The sequence below is a fragment of the Waltera acetigignens genome, assembly GCF_025567015.1.
Classification (GTDB): Bacteria; Bacillota; Clostridia; order Lachnospirales; family Lachnospiraceae; genus Acetatifactor; species Acetatifactor acetigignens.
The window spans coordinates 1-14,733 of the sequence record NZ_JAOQJO010000008.1 but is presented as its reverse complement, the minus strand read 5'-3'; the positions used below and the strand labels follow the sequence as shown (position 1 = coordinate 14,733).

9 protein-coding genes are annotated in these 14,733 nt (G+C 42.2%); 8 read left to right on the top strand and 1 reads right to left on the bottom strand.

Annotated elements, in window-relative coordinates; translation table 11 throughout:
- Positions 1–52: 52 nt before the first annotated feature.
- Positions 53–1,339 carry an ATP-binding protein gene (locus OCV96_RS08770; protein WP_118537485.1) on the bottom strand — a complete coding sequence of 429 codons (1,287 nt, stop codon included), beginning with the start codon at positions 1,337–1,339 and terminating at the stop codon, positions 53–55.
- 217 nt (positions 1,340–1,556) lie between these two features.
- On the opposite strand from OCV96_RS08770, the gene OCV96_RS08765 reads away from it, so the two are divergent.
- From OCV96_RS08765 to OCV96_RS08730, 8 genes are all read left to right on the top strand, one after another.
- Positions 1,557–2,027, top strand: coding sequence for a hypothetical protein (locus OCV96_RS08765; RefSeq protein ID WP_118537484.1), 471 nt, complete (start codon positions 1,557–1,559; stop codon positions 2,025–2,027).
- Positions 2,028–2,248: 221 nt separating this feature from the next.
- The gene (locus tag OCV96_RS08760; RefSeq protein WP_118537483.1) at positions 2,249–3,556 is read left to right on the top strand and encodes an ATP-binding protein; all 1,308 of its coding nucleotides are present in this window, start codon (positions 2,249–2,251) and stop codon (positions 3,554–3,556) included.
- Positions 3,557–3,637: 81 nt separating this feature from the next.
- Positions 3,638–5,107, top strand: a complete 1,470-nt coding sequence (locus tag OCV96_RS08755) for a TIGR02677 family protein (protein WP_262594297.1) — start codon at positions 3,638–3,640, stop codon at positions 5,105–5,107.
- A 2-nt stretch (positions 5,108–5,109) separates the two neighbouring features.
- Positions 5,110–6,246: a TIGR02678 family protein gene (locus tag OCV96_RS08750; protein ID WP_262594296.1), complete on the top strand. Its 1,137-nt coding sequence runs from the start codon at positions 5,110–5,112 to the stop codon at positions 6,244–6,246.
- Positions 6,243–10,286, top strand: a complete 4,044-nt coding sequence (locus OCV96_RS08745) for a TIGR02680 family protein (RefSeq protein WP_262594295.1) — start codon at positions 6,243–6,245, stop codon at positions 10,284–10,286. The genes OCV96_RS08750 and OCV96_RS08745 overlap by 4 nt, the downstream gene beginning before the upstream one ends.
- Positions 10,276–11,586: a TIGR02679 family protein gene (locus OCV96_RS08740; protein WP_262594293.1), complete on the top strand. Its 1,311-nt coding sequence runs from the start codon at positions 10,276–10,278 to the stop codon at positions 11,584–11,586. The genes OCV96_RS08745 and OCV96_RS08740 overlap by 11 nt, the downstream gene beginning before the upstream one ends.
- 133 nt (positions 11,587–11,719) lie before the next feature.
- On the top strand, positions 11,720–13,582 hold the full coding sequence (locus OCV96_RS08735) for an ATP-binding protein (protein ID WP_262594292.1): 1,863 nt from the start codon (positions 11,720–11,722) through the stop codon (positions 13,580–13,582).
- 255 nt (positions 13,583–13,837) lie between these two features.
- On the top strand, positions 13,838–14,659 hold the full coding sequence (locus tag OCV96_RS08730) for an AAA family ATPase (RefSeq protein WP_262594291.1): 822 nt from the start codon (positions 13,838–13,840) through the stop codon (positions 14,657–14,659).
- The last annotated feature ends 74 nt before the right edge of the window (positions 14,660–14,733 follow it).

Here is a 14,733-nt window from a genome sequence, read left to right as displayed (position 1 = left end):
AAACCACCGGCCCAGCCGGTGGTTATGGTTTATTTAGAAAGATGCCATGTGATCAGTGGGAGGAGGTGTCCGCTGCGTCTAACAGCCATTTCCAGGCAGGGACAACATCAATGACAATGTCATTGCATTCGAGAACTGCTTCTTCACTGTTAGTGATAAGAAGGCATGTAATATCAGGAATAAAGTTCTTGAGTTTAGTGAAAGCTTTGGTTTCTCTTTCTTTCGTATCAATGTTGTCAAGAATCTGCATACTGACCTGAATAGCAAGCTGCTCGGAGGGAACATAGAAATCAATTTCAACATTATTTTCGAAGAAATAAACGTTTTCTATTCCGTAGCGACGAACCAGTTCAATAGCTACGAGATTTTCTAATTGTGCGGACTGACAGTCTAACAGCATAAGACCAAGAAGACCGGTATCCATGAAGTAATATTTGGGTGAGGTTTCTTTTTCAATAAGTTTTGCCGCATAATTCCGGAGTGTAAAAAGCAGATAGGAGTCAGTCATATAACCAACATAATTTATAACGGTTTGTTTTCCCAGGGATGCTCCTGCGTTTTTTAATATATTGGTAAGTCGGCTGAAAGATAAAGGTTTGGTAACGGATTCTGCTATTTTTTTCAAAATCAGTCTCACTGCGAAATCATTTGTAATCTTATTTCTTGTGATAATATCCCCCAGATACACCGTTTGATAAATGCTATTTAGAAAACTTCGTTTATTCCTGATATCGACCAGCTCAGGGAAAGCTCCATAAGTTATATATTCATGATACAAACTGAGAACTTCTGCCCGGTCTTTTGTGCTGATCACGTTAAGATAATTTTTATCTTTGTGATTAGCAACAAGATATTCCGAAAAGGAATAGGGGTAAACATTAAGAATCACAAAACGCCCACCCAGAGTAGAAGCAATTTCATTACTAAGCATTTTGCTGTTACTGCCCGTGATATCTATCCGGTATTTCATATCTGCCATTCTGCGGACAAACTTTTCCCATCCGTCAATATTTTGAATTTCATCAAAAAACAAGTAAGGCCGATTGGCTGTGCCGGAAAGTTCTATTCCGATTTCCAAAATTATATTCAGATCGTCGGAGGTTATTTCCAGGAGACGCTCGTCCTCGAAATTGACATATACGATTTGGGAGACGGGAACCCCCTTTTCTATCAGAGATTGGATTTTCTGATACATCATATAAGATTTACCGGTTCTTCTGATTCCCACAAAACAGTAATTTACATTCTCCTCTAGAAAATACTTCCGGGGAATCAAGGGATTATTGAGGTAGCTTTCTTTTTGGTCGATCATTATTTGCTTCAGTGTGTCTCGATTCATATGAAAATCTCCTTTATATGAAACAATTATATACAAATATTGTCTTGCATGCAAGACAAGAAATGCAACAAATTGACTTGCATATAAATAATAGAAAGTATATGCTGTTTTGAGAAAAAAATACGGAATATAAAAATCAACCACCGGTAGAATGACATTATTCTCCGAATCTGGTATACTTTCAGTAAAAACAGGAGGACAGCGGGAGATTGCGCAGATGGAAGAACAGGAGAAACAGCGCCTGTTCGAAATTGCCGGGAAATATGAAGACTGCGTCTATATCGAAGTATCCAGCGTTCAGAGTGGAAGCACACTGGTATACCACCTGGGAGATGCTGTGGGAATTGTGAAACCGGGAGTTCACATTGGAATGTTTCAGGACAGTGTACTATACATGAAATATGCCACCGAAGAAGATCCCAGCGCATTGGATTTCCGGTATTTTCCGAAGGGATTCGGTGATGTCATGGAGACCTACAACTGGTCCGATAATATTAAGCAGGCCGTGATCAAAAATCAAAGGGGACACAGCCTGATCTTCAATCATGAAGAGATCGCTCCAGGGGAGACGAAGGTATTTACCCCAGTCACCCATAGGCAGGGACTGTTCAGTCCAGATTGCTATAATGGGAAATCTTTGTTTACAATGGGGGAGGAAGACTGCTCGGGCACAAGTGAAAATAAATAAAAGTTTATAAAATGTGGGAATATATGGAAAAATGGCTCATGAAATGTGGAAGAACATGGAATGAGCTGTTTTTTATAATAATATGTATGCATCTGCGTCTTGTCGAAGCTCAAAAAGAATGATATAATTTTCTGAAATGTTGATAAGTAAAACATTTTATCGTTCTAAAATGTTGATAATAAACATTAATTGTAATAAATTCTATCAATTTGAGGTGTATTATGCTAAAAAGAAAAGCAACAACGTTTATTAAAAACTGGCTGGATACAAAGGACAAAAAATGCCTGGTTGTCCAGGGAGCCAGACAAACGGGGAAAACATATATCATCGAGCGGTTTGCGGAAGAGAACTTTGAGGAACTGCTTGAAATTAATTTTAAGCAGATGCCATCTGCAATGGATATTTTTGCTGGAGATCTGACAGTAGACAATATGATTATGGCTATGCGTTTTCGTTTTCCGGAAAAGAAAATTGTTCCCGGGAAAACTTTGATTTTCCTGGATGAAATTCAGGAATGTCAGGAAGCGATCACATCGCTCAAGTTCTGGGCAACAGACAACAGATATGATGTCATTACCTCGGGATCACTTCTGGGAATCGACTATAAACGAGCATCTTCCTATCCTGTAGGGTATGTTGATTATCTGAGAATGTACGGGATGGATTTCGAAGAATTTCTTTGGGGAATTGGGATTTCCGAAGAAATGATAGGGAATCTTTGCGGGTATCTGCATTTAAAGACAGTAATACCGGAGGCAATTCATTCACAGATGATGAATTACTACAGACAGTATGTTGCAACAGGCGGTATGCCGGAAGTGGTACAGAAGTATATAGATACGAAGGATTTCAGAGAAGTTGACAGGGTCCAAAGAAGTCTCTTACAGGGATATCAATATGACATAGCATATTATGCAACCGCTGAAGAAAAGGTGAAGGCAGAGAAGTGCTATCTTTCACTGGCAAAGCAGCTATTAGATAAGGAAAATCATAAATTTCAATATAAAGAAATCGAGCATGGTGGAAGGGCACAAAAATATTATTCAAGTGTGGAATGGCTGCTTCGGGCAGATATGGTGCAATTATGTAAACTGGTTACAGATGTCAGATTTGATCTGGATGATTATGCAAGAGACGACTTTTTCCGGGCGTATACAACAGATTTATCACTGTTGATGGCGATGAAGGACTTTTCTTTAAAGCAACATATTGTGGAAAACACATTAGCAGGAAATTCAAAAGGTGGTATCTATGAATGTGCAATAGCGGATGCTCTTTATAAGAAGGGATATCAGATCTATTTCTATAAAAATGAGACAACGAAAAGAGAAATCGATGTTATCATCCAAAAAGACGGGAGCGTGGTTCCCATTGAAGTCAAGAGCGGAAATACCCGGGCAAATTCATTAAAATGGTTGATGAAAAATAACAAAGATATATCTTATGGATACAAATTTGTGGATGGCAACATAGGTGTGAGCGAAGAGGGGATTGTGACATTGCCATTGTATATGATTGCATTTATTTAGGCAACACAATAGAGTACTGAAAATAGGACATAAAATATAGATAATAGTACTTAATAAGATACTTGAGAGGGGAACAAACGGATGGATCATTTTGAACAGATCAATGAAACTTCCTATTTATCCGTACAGAATGCACCTGTATATCGAAAAATTATGAGGTGCTTTTATCGGGAATATGAAAAGATGCATTTTCAGCTATATAAAGAGGATATCTTTCAATTTTTAAAAGAAGATGACGCGTTTGAACTGTATTCCATGGAACAATTGGTTCAGGATCTGGAAGCACTTGTAAAGTGGAAAAATCTTACACCGATACAGGATCCCGGAAAAGTGTACACGATAGCGGACTATAAAAATAAGCAATATCGCTATACCATGTCGGAATATGCCGTGGAGATCGAGCGTCTGACGGTACGCCTGGAAAATTTATTTCTGGAATCGGGAAATCTGTCGACAAACTTTTTCGTTCGTCTGGAGAGAAGTCTGGATGAGACGGAGGAGATGGAAAACGCGGAACTTCGCACGGTGAACGAATGGTGGCAGACATTACAGGAAGATTTCAAGAGACTCAACCAGAACTATCAGGACTATCTGCGGGATTTCTATTCCGGGAAAACAGAAAAGTTGATGAAATCCGTGGAATTCATGGTTCATAAGGACAAATTTATTAAATATCTGAATGAATTTGTGCAGGAATTACAGCGGCATTCCAAGCGGATGGAACAGCTGCTGGAAAAGAATACAGAGTGCATGGAGAATACGGTTCTGGAGCGGGTTGTGGCAAGTGAACTGGATATTCCCCATGCACTGTTGGAAATACATGGAAATGCCGAGCCTAGCATCCGGGAAAATGTATACGGAAAATGGTATTCCCTGAAAAACTGGTTCGTGGACGGACGGGGACAGGAATGCGAAGCTAAAAAAGTATTGAAGATCACCAGTGATATTATACGCAACATTATTCAAAATGCAGCCCTGATCGTACAGGTTCAGAACTGGGGCATCAGCCGAAAGGATGATTATAAAAAATTTCTGGAATTGTTCTTGAAATGTGAGGATCTGGAGGAAGCCCATAAATTGTCGGCGCATGTCTTCGGAGTGCAGCAGATCGAGCATTATAAGACTAATATTCCGAGAGACGAGGATGGCATTAATAACAGTGTTTATCAGGAAGAGCCGGCAATGTTTTTGCTGAAGCCTCACACGAGAGGGTATCGTGAGAGAAAAGACAGAACAGGTTTTGCCGATAAATCGTTGGAAAAAATGGCACAGCGGGAAAGCTACCTGCGACAGGCGCAGAAGCAGAAGGAAGTGGTACTCCGGTATATCAGGGAGCAGAAGATCCGGTTTGCAGAGATTGACGAAGTGGTTTCCGAAGACACACGAGCCATTTTCCTGCAGTGGATCGCTCAGGCCAATATGAGCTCAGAAAAGACGGGGCGGACGGAATACGGACAGGAGTATCAGCTGAAGAGAAAAGACGGCAGCTGTGTCCTGAAATGCGAAGATGGCGACTTGAAAATGCCGGATTATACATTGGAGTTTAAATAAAAATGAATGAAATCAGAACCTTAATGGAAAAATTCTGGATCTGCCGGGACAGTGACAAGGAGACTTTTTATAAAGTAAAACGGGATATTCCGAACTTTCAACGTTTTATCAGAGAACAACTGGGATGGAAGCTGATACATACAGAGAAGCTGTTAAAACTGGAGAAGAGGCCGGCGCATGCAGAAGCATTTATGGGAATCAGTGAGTTTACGGACATTCGGGACTACTGCATACTATGTGTGGTGCTGATGTATCTGGAGGATGCCGAGGAGGGCAGGCAGTTTTTGCTGTCGGAACTGATCGACTATGTGGAGACACAACTGAAAAATTACATGCCGGTGGACTGGACCTCCTTTACACAGAGAAAATCACTGGTCCGGGTATTGCAGTATATGGAACGGCTGCAGATGCTCAGGGTGTATGAAGGAAAAAGTGAATCCTTCAGCCAGGAAGCCGGGCAGGAAGTACTGTATGAAAATACAGGCTATTCGAAATATTTTACCAGCAGCTTTACTACCGACATTTCCGGATATGAATCCTGGAAGGATTTTGAAAAGACAGATTTTGAGGAATTTGAGGAAAACAGAGGATCACGGCGTATTAACCGGGTATACCGGCAGCTGGCAGTCTGCCCGGCACTTTACTGGGACAGTACAGAGGACGCTGATGCATTATACTTGAAAAATCAGAGACAATGGGTCGGCAGATATCTGCGGGAAAACATGGGAGGAAATCTGGAAATCTACCGGAATGCAGCATTTTTTGCTTTGGAAGCAGACGATTGCTACGGAACCGTACATCCCCGGGAGGCCCAGATTTCGGAAAGCGTATTACTGATCTGTGCAGAGATACAGAGGCGGTTGGAAGAAGGAAACATAGAATTACAGGAAGACGAATGTATTGCCATGCCCGAATCGACATTCAGGGATATCATCGTGGGCAGCAGACGTAAATGGAAGGATGCATGGAGCAAGGAATACGGCGAAATGGATGAAGACAGGCTTGTGGAAACCATTTTGAAGTATATGGAAGACTGGATGATGGCTGACCGCAGGGAGAATCAGATTGTGATATTGCCGGCAGTAGGGAGACTGGCAGGGCAGTACCCGGCGGACTACAAAGGAGGCGGAGAAGAATGAGTGAACGTTGGAAAATGAACCGGATCGGTTTTGTAAATTTCTGGTTATATGATGAAGAGGACTTTGAATTCGAGGATGGAAAACTCCTTCTCCGAGGACAGAATGGATCCGGAAAATCTATTACGACACAGAGTTTTATCCCGTTTGTACTGGATGGAGACCGTACACCGAGCCGCCTGGATCCTTTTGGCTCCAGTGACCGCCGGATGGAATATTATTTTCTGGGAGAAGAGGGCAAGGAGGAGTCTACCGGCTATCTGTTTCTGGAATTTTGGAAAGAGGATTCCGGAGAATATCGTACCATAGGAATCGGTCAGAAGGCAAAACGTGGGAAACCGATGGATTTCTGGGGCTTCGTGATTCTGGACGGACGCAGAGTAGGATATGATCTGTGGCTGTATAAGGAAGTGGGATCGAATAAAATTCCCCGGGATAAGCGGGAGATGAAGGCGGAACTGGGGGAGGACAATTTTTTCACAGACAGTCCGTCGGAATACAAAAAGCATGTCAACCAATATATTTTCGGTTTCCGAAAAGAAGAACAGTATGAGCAGTTCATCAAACTGCTGGTGAAGGTGCGCGCTCCCAAGCTTTCCAAAGAGTTTAAACCGACCAAAGTGTATGATATTTTGAATGATTCCTTGCAGACTTTGACGGACGAAGAGCTGCGGCCCATGGTAGATGCCATGGAAAAAATGGACGAGATCCAGGACAGCCTGGAGATGCTCAACCGCGCCTTCGATGATGTGAAGATCATCCGCAACGAATATACCCGATATAACCAATATATGCTTGCGAAGAAAGCGCAGGGTTATCTGGGCAAGAAGCAGGAAGTGGAGAAAGAACAGGCAATATTGGCAGATCAGGAACAGCGGCAGAGCGAGGCATTGGAAGAGCAGAACCGGGCAGTGCAGGATACGGAGAGACTTACAGCAGAGAAAAAGTTGAAAGAAACGGAACGCAACGCTCTTCTGGATCCGGAACTCGAAGATGCGGATCGGAAACTGGAAAAATTAAAGGCAGAGCATCAGGAGGCTGTGGATGGAGAGCAACGCTGGGAGAAAAAGATCGAAGATGGCAGGGAGCGGATCCGGGAAGAAGAGATTGTTCTGAAAAAGCTGGAGGAACAGCTGGAACTGCGTCGTGATACTTTAAAGGAAAAGCGGGAAGATCTGGAAGAACAACAGGAAATTCTGCAATGGGAACATCATGAGAAGGCAAAAGAGAAAATCGGACTGGAGGAATATGAAGAAAGAGACGAGATTGCGGAGCATCTGCAAATATGGAAAAATCAGCTGACGACAGGAAGAACAGCACTCAGTCAATATGAATTGATATCCGGACAATACGAGGAAGCCGCCAGCCGACTGGAGGAGACGAAGAAGAAAAAAGCAGCGGAAGAGCAACGGCTGGAGATGGCAGAAGAACAGGTGGCCGACAGAATCGATGCATGGATCACGGAAGTCTTTCACAGAGCGGAAACATCTGAGGAATGGCATCCGGAACGTGAGGTTCTCCTGCAGGCGGAGCAGAAAGCAAGACGATACGATACCGTAGCGGATGGCGTGGAGATACAGGGGGATTTCCGCGCAGATTATGAAAGACAGCGTCAACAGCTTACAGACGCAAAGAATGAGAAACAGTATCAGAGGGAAATTCAGGAAGGAATCCTAAAAGATGTCCGGGAACAGCTTAAAAAGGTGCAGGAACAGCAGGAACTGGAGCCAGAACGGGATGAGACAGTCGAAAAATCCAGAGTATCCCTGGCACAGGCAGGAATCACAGCCATTCCGTTCTACAGAACGGTAGAGTTTGCCAAAGATCTGGAGGAGAGTGCCTGTGCGAGACTGGAAGCACAAATGCAAATGACCGGAATGTTGGATGCCCTGGTGGTGACACCGGAAGATTTTGTGAAAATAAAAGCAGACCATCCGGAGTTCCTGGATGCTGTCCTGCAGACGGACGGGCCGGGGAACAGCCATTTTTCCGGATTGACAGTAAGTGACGATCTACCGCAGGAATTAAGAACTCCGGTATTGGAAATCCTCAGCAATATTTATGAAGAGGAAGGAAAGACACAGGGAATCTGTTTCGGTGCAGATGGCAGCTTCCGGCAGGGAATCTTAGCCGGTAAAGCGGACAAGCAGGCGGCAGAATATGTGGGATATCTGGCGAGAAAACGGAGAAAAGAGCAAAAGATCCGGGAATTGCAGGAGCAGATAGAAAGCATCAGCAGGACCATAGAAGAGTGGAACACCGGAATTGCACAACTGCAGGGACGTATGGACAGATTACAGGTGGAATATCAGGAGATTCCTGACTTTTCGGAGATTCAGATCGCATTGTCGGAGAAACGGGAGCTAGAACGTATTCTGGAGACGTTGGAAAACGAATATCTGAAACAACAGGATCAGGAACACAGACTTTCCGAGCAGAAGAACCGGCAATATCAGGAGGTATTGAAAGCTTGTAAAATGCTGCCCTATAGCAGAACAGTGGCGGCTTATGAGGAAGCCTGCGGTGCAGCAGAAGAATATGGAAGGATATGGCAGAGCGCAAGGCAGGAACTGCTGCATATACAGACGGAACAGATCGGCTGTCTGGACAGAAAAGAACGGATAGAGCAATACCGGGAGAATCTGGAAGAAGCCTATACGGAAAAAAGAACTTACAGCACCCGGGCAAAAGCCAGTGAGATTCAGATCCGTCAGCTGGAAGAGTATCTGAGGAGTCCGGAATTGCTGGAAAAGGCAAACCGGCTGAAACGTTTGAAGGAAGAACTTTCGCAGATCGACAAGGAACTGGAGGACCTGAAACTTCTGGGAGCCACCCTCAAAGAAAGGTTACAGACATTACAGAAAGAACTGCCGGAACAAAAAGAAAAGCTGCAACAGTACATTATAGAAGAAACCACGCTCAGAAACTATTTTGAAGAGGAACTGGATCTGAAACTGATTCTGAACCGGGAAGGACGGACAGTCTATGAATGTGCCAGAGAAGCTGTAAAAATATTGCGGGAAAGCGATAAGAACAGAGAACCCGGAGAACTGCTACAGGCATTGCATACAGTATATCTGAAACATAACGGAAGTCTGGCAAGCTACGGAACTTCCATGGAAGAATGCTTCGGCGATACGGGGGACATCGATGCTGTGCGTAAGCGGGTACGTATTATTTCTACCTGGAACGGGAAAAAGGTATACCTGGAGGAATTTTACAATATTCTGAAGACCGCAATCGAAGAGACGGAACTGCTGATACAGAAAAAGGATCGGGAACTTTTTGAAGACATTCTATCCCAGACGATCAGCCAGCAGCTTACGGATCGTATAGCAGAGAGCAGAAAGTGGGCAAAAGACATGTCAAAGCTCATGCAGGAGATCGATACCTCCATGGGACTTCGTTTTTCTCTGGAATGGAAGCCCTGCAAAGCTGACAACGAAAAAGAACTGGATACAGCGGATCTGGAGCAGATCCTTCTGCGTGACCGGGAGCTGCTTACCCTGGATGATATTGAAAAAGTAGCAGGGCATTTCCGCAGTAAAATACGTGCAGAAAAGGCAAAACTGGAAGAGACGGGAACGATCATCAATTACATGGAACTGGTAAGAGATGCCCTGGATTACCGGAAATGGTTTGAATTCCAGATGTTTTTCCGGCGCGGCGAAGAGACGAAAAAGCCGTTGACAAATGCCGCATTTAACCGTTTCAGCGGAGGCGAAAAAGCAATGGCCATGTATGTGCCGTTGTTCGGAGCGGTAAATGCACAGTATAAAAAGGCAGACAATAAAGATCATCCCAGAATTATTGCACTGGATGAGGCATTTGCCGGTGTCGACGACAAGAATATCAAAAGTATGTTTGAACTGGTTCATAAGCTGGATTTCGACTATATCATGAATTCCCAGGCACTGTGGGGATGCTTTGAGACGGTCAAAGGCCTTCGGATTGCGGAACTTCATCGTCCGGAGAACTCCCAGGTGGTATCGGTGATCCGGTATACGTGGAACGGACATGAGAGGATTTTAGATGAACAATAATGAAGCATGTGCGGAATATTTTAGAGGAAATTCTGCGTACCGGAGATGCTTTTCGGAATTTGAAAAGAAATGGAAAACTTACGGAAAAGTAACAGGGATCATTACACTGAAAAATACTTCCGAAGAAGAGCGGAGAGCCATCGGTGGGATACTTGGAAAGACATTTTATGAAAATACCATACGTTTTCCTTTTGCGGAATTTGAAAAGGGATTGCAATACACAAAATTTGCTCCTGAGGATTTTGAACAAGTACTGGAAGCATATTTCGGCAGAAAAATGCTGACCACGCAGGAGAGACAGAAGGAGGCAGAGCGGGGAAAGGCAGATTTTTTTGAAACTGTAGAGAGCTATCTGACAGAGTGTACAGGTCCGGATTCCATTGCGGTCTCCTGGCTACAGGATATGTTTTCTCAAAAAAAGTATGGCTATCAGACAGTAATCAGAGAATATGGAAGGGACAGAGAAAAGACAGAAAAACTGTTGAAAACTGTGGGAAAGGCGATCCTTTTGCTGGAAGATATTCGAGAGACGGAAGAGGAATATCCCCTGGCGGTATTTTCCGCGGAAGTATCTGGAAATCCCCATTACTTTGATCAGGGAACAACCGGAGGACAATTATTGGTTCACGGGATGTGTTATGCCACGGAAGAAGATTATCCGGCAAATGCCCATCAGTGGAGAGAATTACTGTTGTCCAACGGAATCGTACCGGATAATATTTCCTCTATCGTGCATATCTATGGATTGCGATTACAGGTTGACGGTGACTGGCACCCGGCATATGACACCTTTTGCAGACGACAGGAGCCCTGTGCTGTCACCATGGAAAATCTGCAGGAGCTGACAGCGGTACAACCGACAGGAGATAAGGTTTATATTGTAGAAAATGAGATGGTGTTCAGCTACTTGCTGAAGCATCTGGAACAAAGGAATGTGACGTTACTATGTACTTCCGGCCAGCTGCGGAGCGCAGCTGTGAAACTGATTCCCTTTCTGCTGAATAGTGGAGCGGATATCTACTATAGCGGAGACATCGATCCGGACGGGATCCGGATTGCCGACAGACTCTGGAGAAAATATGGGGACCGGATCCATGTGTGGAGAATGTCGGAGGAGGATTATGCGAAAAGTCTTTCGGAAGAAGAGATTGGGAAAATATCCATGAAAAAACTGGACGCTGTAGAGAATCCTGTTCTACGCGAGACGGCAAGAGAGGTAAGAAAGAAGAAAAAGGCGGGGTATCAGGAGAATATATTAAGAGATATGTTGGAAGATATGGATAGAATAAAAGACAGATAAAGCTCAAACTTACATTTAAACAGCAATATGATTCCGCAATATATCAAAATGATATTGATATATTGCGGAAAAATGCGTATAATATACGGAAAGGAGATGCGTAATTTCAGTAAAGTGATGGGAGCCTGATTAGATGAAGAACTGTAAACAAATAGCGACAGAATGGGGATTATCAGAACGTACTGTTAATGACCTTTGTAAAAAAAATAAGATTGATGGTGCTATAAAGGTAGGAAAAATGTGGAAGATTCCAGATGATGCTAAGAAGCCAATTGATGGAAGAATCACATCCGGGAAATATGTCAGACATTCAGCAGGAGTTACAAGAAAGCCATTACCTATTGGCATTTCTGATTATGTCAGAGCACAGGCAGATTATTACTATGTAGATAAAACGATGTTGATTAAGGAATTCCTTGATCAGAAGCCATTGGTTTCTTTGTTTACAAGACCGAGGCGCTTCGGAAAGACATTGAATATGGATATGCTCAGAGTCTTTTTTGAGATTTCAGAGGAGAATACAAGTAAATATTTCGAGGATAAAGCAATTTGGCAATGCGGTGAAGAATACCGCAATCAGCAGGGGCAATATCCGGTTGTATTTCTTACTTTCAAGGATGTTAAGTTTGATTCCTGGAAGGCAACTCTCGATAAGATTAGAGATCTATTACAGGAGGAGTTTGGAAGACATCAGGAGCTTGCGACCAGTGAAAGAATAGCAGAGTATGAAAAGACATATTTTGCAAAAATCATAAACGGCGATGCTTCAGAAGTTGATTTGACTGCATCATTAGCGAAGCTGTCTCAGATGCTTACCAAGCATTACGGTAAAGCACCAATCATTATTATTGATGAATATGACACGCCGATTCAGGAAGGTTATTCCAAAGACTTCTACGATGAGATAATTGGGTTTATGAGAAACTTTTTCTCAGGAGCTTTTAAAGATAATAAGAATCTTACTTATGGATTTCTGACCGGTATTCTTCGAATTGCTCAGGAAAGTATCTTTAGTGGTTTGAATAATTTAACTGTGAATTCTGTGATGGATGAAGAGTATGATCAGTTCTTTGGATTTACAGTTTCAGAAGTGAGAGAAATGCTTAAGTATTATGGAGTTCTTGATAAAGAGGAGGAACTTAAGGATTGGTATGATGGATATTTATTTGGAAGTACAGAAATCTATAATCCGTGGTCTGTAATCAATTATATTTCAAGGGGATGTATTCCGCAGGCTTATTGGGTAAATACCGGAAAGAATGAAATTTTGGAAGATGTCCTTAAGGTGGCAACGGAGGATATTACAGAAAGACTTTATTCTTTGCTGCAAGGTGAAAGAGTTATTGCAAGAATTGATCAGAATGTCGTTTACAGATCTCTTTCTGAGGATCCGGCGAATATTTATAGCTTGTTATTGGTGGCTGGTTATTTGAAAACACCAAAGAAAGAGTTGCAGGCAGATGGTTCTTATCTGTGTGAGGTATCTATTCCAAATAGGGAAATAGCTGCTGTATACAAGAGTGAGGTTTTGTCACACTTGTTACAGATTGGAGCAATCACAAGAACGACAGCCAATAAGATTGCAGAAAGTCTCTATGCGAATGATTATAAGAACCTGCAGAAAGCAATTGCTGAATATATGGATAAATCAGTCAGCTTCTATGATGCCGGAGCAGAGGGTTTCTATCATGGATTAGTTCTTGGGTTAATTGCTTTGATGGATAATCAGTATAAGATTAAGTCAAACAGAGAGTCCGGAGATGGCCGATATGACATTGGCCTATTCCCAAGGGAAGACAGATATCCCGGAATCCTTATGGAGCTTAAGTGGAAAAAGAACCTGAGTGCGGATGAACTTTCAGAACTTGCAGATGAAGCGTTAGCCCAGATTGGTAAGAAAAGATATGATGTAGAAATGAAGGAAAATGGCACTCAGGATATTTTGAAATTTGGAATAGTGTTTTCCGGAAAGAAAGTAAGCGTCAAAATAGAATAAGATATACCACTTAGGAGACCGGAACCGCAGAGACGAAAGTACCGGCATTGGTTGAAAAAACCAATGCCGGTACTTTTTATTATTCATAATGGAATTTATTTTGGCAATTGAGTAGTGAAAACTGAGCTCAACTTCGAAGTGTGCCCAAAAAGTTTTTTGTAAGATTCTGTCGAAAATCACCATGTATATAATAGAGAATAATTTAAACATTATTGAGATTAATAATGTTCGGTGCTAGATCAGAAAGGAGCATAAATGGATAAGTATATTCGGGTTAAAAATTGCAATTGTATTTCAGATGCTACAATAGAAATTGTTGAAAAATCATTAAATATAAAATATGGTTCTAATGGAACAGGAAAATCAACGATAAGTGAAGCGATATATGCCCAGGCGAATAATGAGACAGATAGATTAAAAGACTTTAAACCATATGGCTCAAATGACAATAGTCAACCAACTGTTGATAATCCTTACTTCCATGTGGTGAAGGTGTTTAATGAGGATTATGTGAATTCCTATTTGTTTCAAGGAGATGAGTTTCTTGATGATTCATTCCAGGTTTTTCTTAAATCGGATAAATGCGATTCGCTAGCAGCACAAATTGAAAGGATGCTTGAAGAGTTGCAAGATTTGATTAACAATATTGATGCGATTCATAACCTAAGAACTTTTTTGCCACAATATACTGCGGCAGTAAAAGCCTCTGATGGAACAGTATCTCGAAGAGGGGGTGTTGCCGAATTTGTTAATGGAAATGGAGGGGGCTTTAATCATTATTCAGAATTAAAAGCGTATAAACCATTTTATAGTAGAGATTTACCAAGCGTTGCTAAATGGGCCAAATGGCGCAATGATGGTATAAAACAGATGTGTGGCAATGATTGCCCATTTTGTACAAATATTTTACCTTCAAGTATTAGGAGTCAAAATGAGATTATATCAAAAGTATTTAAAAATTCGGCATTGTCGGTAGCAAATGCTGTTTTAGAATATGTACAACAGGCAGTTGATCAAGGATATATTTTGCCAGATGCCGTAGATGTTTTAGAATCATATATTGGCGATAATAGGTGAATTGGAAAATTAAATTCCAGTCCATTCACCCAAAAACTGGAACTTAGTATTGCAAAATATATCCTAGAAGTTAG

Coding starts and splice junctions, on each gene's coding strand:
- OCV96_RS08770 (WP_118537485.1), bottom strand. CDS start 1,339: ATGAATCGAGACACACTGAAGCAAATAATGATCGACCAAAAAGAAAGC.
- OCV96_RS08765 (WP_118537484.1), top strand. CDS start 1,557: ATGGAAGAACAGGAGAAACAGCGCCTGTTCGAAATTGCCGGGAAATAT.
- OCV96_RS08760 (WP_118537483.1), top strand. CDS start 2,249: ATGCTAAAAAGAAAAGCAACAACGTTTATTAAAAACTGGCTGGATACA.
- OCV96_RS08755 (WP_262594297.1), top strand. CDS start 3,638: ATGGATCATTTTGAACAGATCAATGAAACTTCCTATTTATCCGTACAG.
- OCV96_RS08750 (WP_262594296.1), top strand. CDS start 5,110: ATGAATGAAATCAGAACCTTAATGGAAAAATTCTGGATCTGCCGGGAC.
- OCV96_RS08745 (WP_262594295.1), top strand. CDS start 6,243: ATGAGTGAACGTTGGAAAATGAACCGGATCGGTTTTGTAAATTTCTGG.
- OCV96_RS08740 (WP_262594293.1), top strand. CDS start 10,276: ATGAACAATAATGAAGCATGTGCGGAATATTTTAGAGGAAATTCTGCG.
- OCV96_RS08735 (WP_262594292.1), top strand. CDS start 11,720: ATGAAGAACTGTAAACAAATAGCGACAGAATGGGGATTATCAGAACGT.
- OCV96_RS08730 (WP_262594291.1), top strand. CDS start 13,838: ATGGATAAGTATATTCGGGTTAAAAATTGCAATTGTATTTCAGATGCT.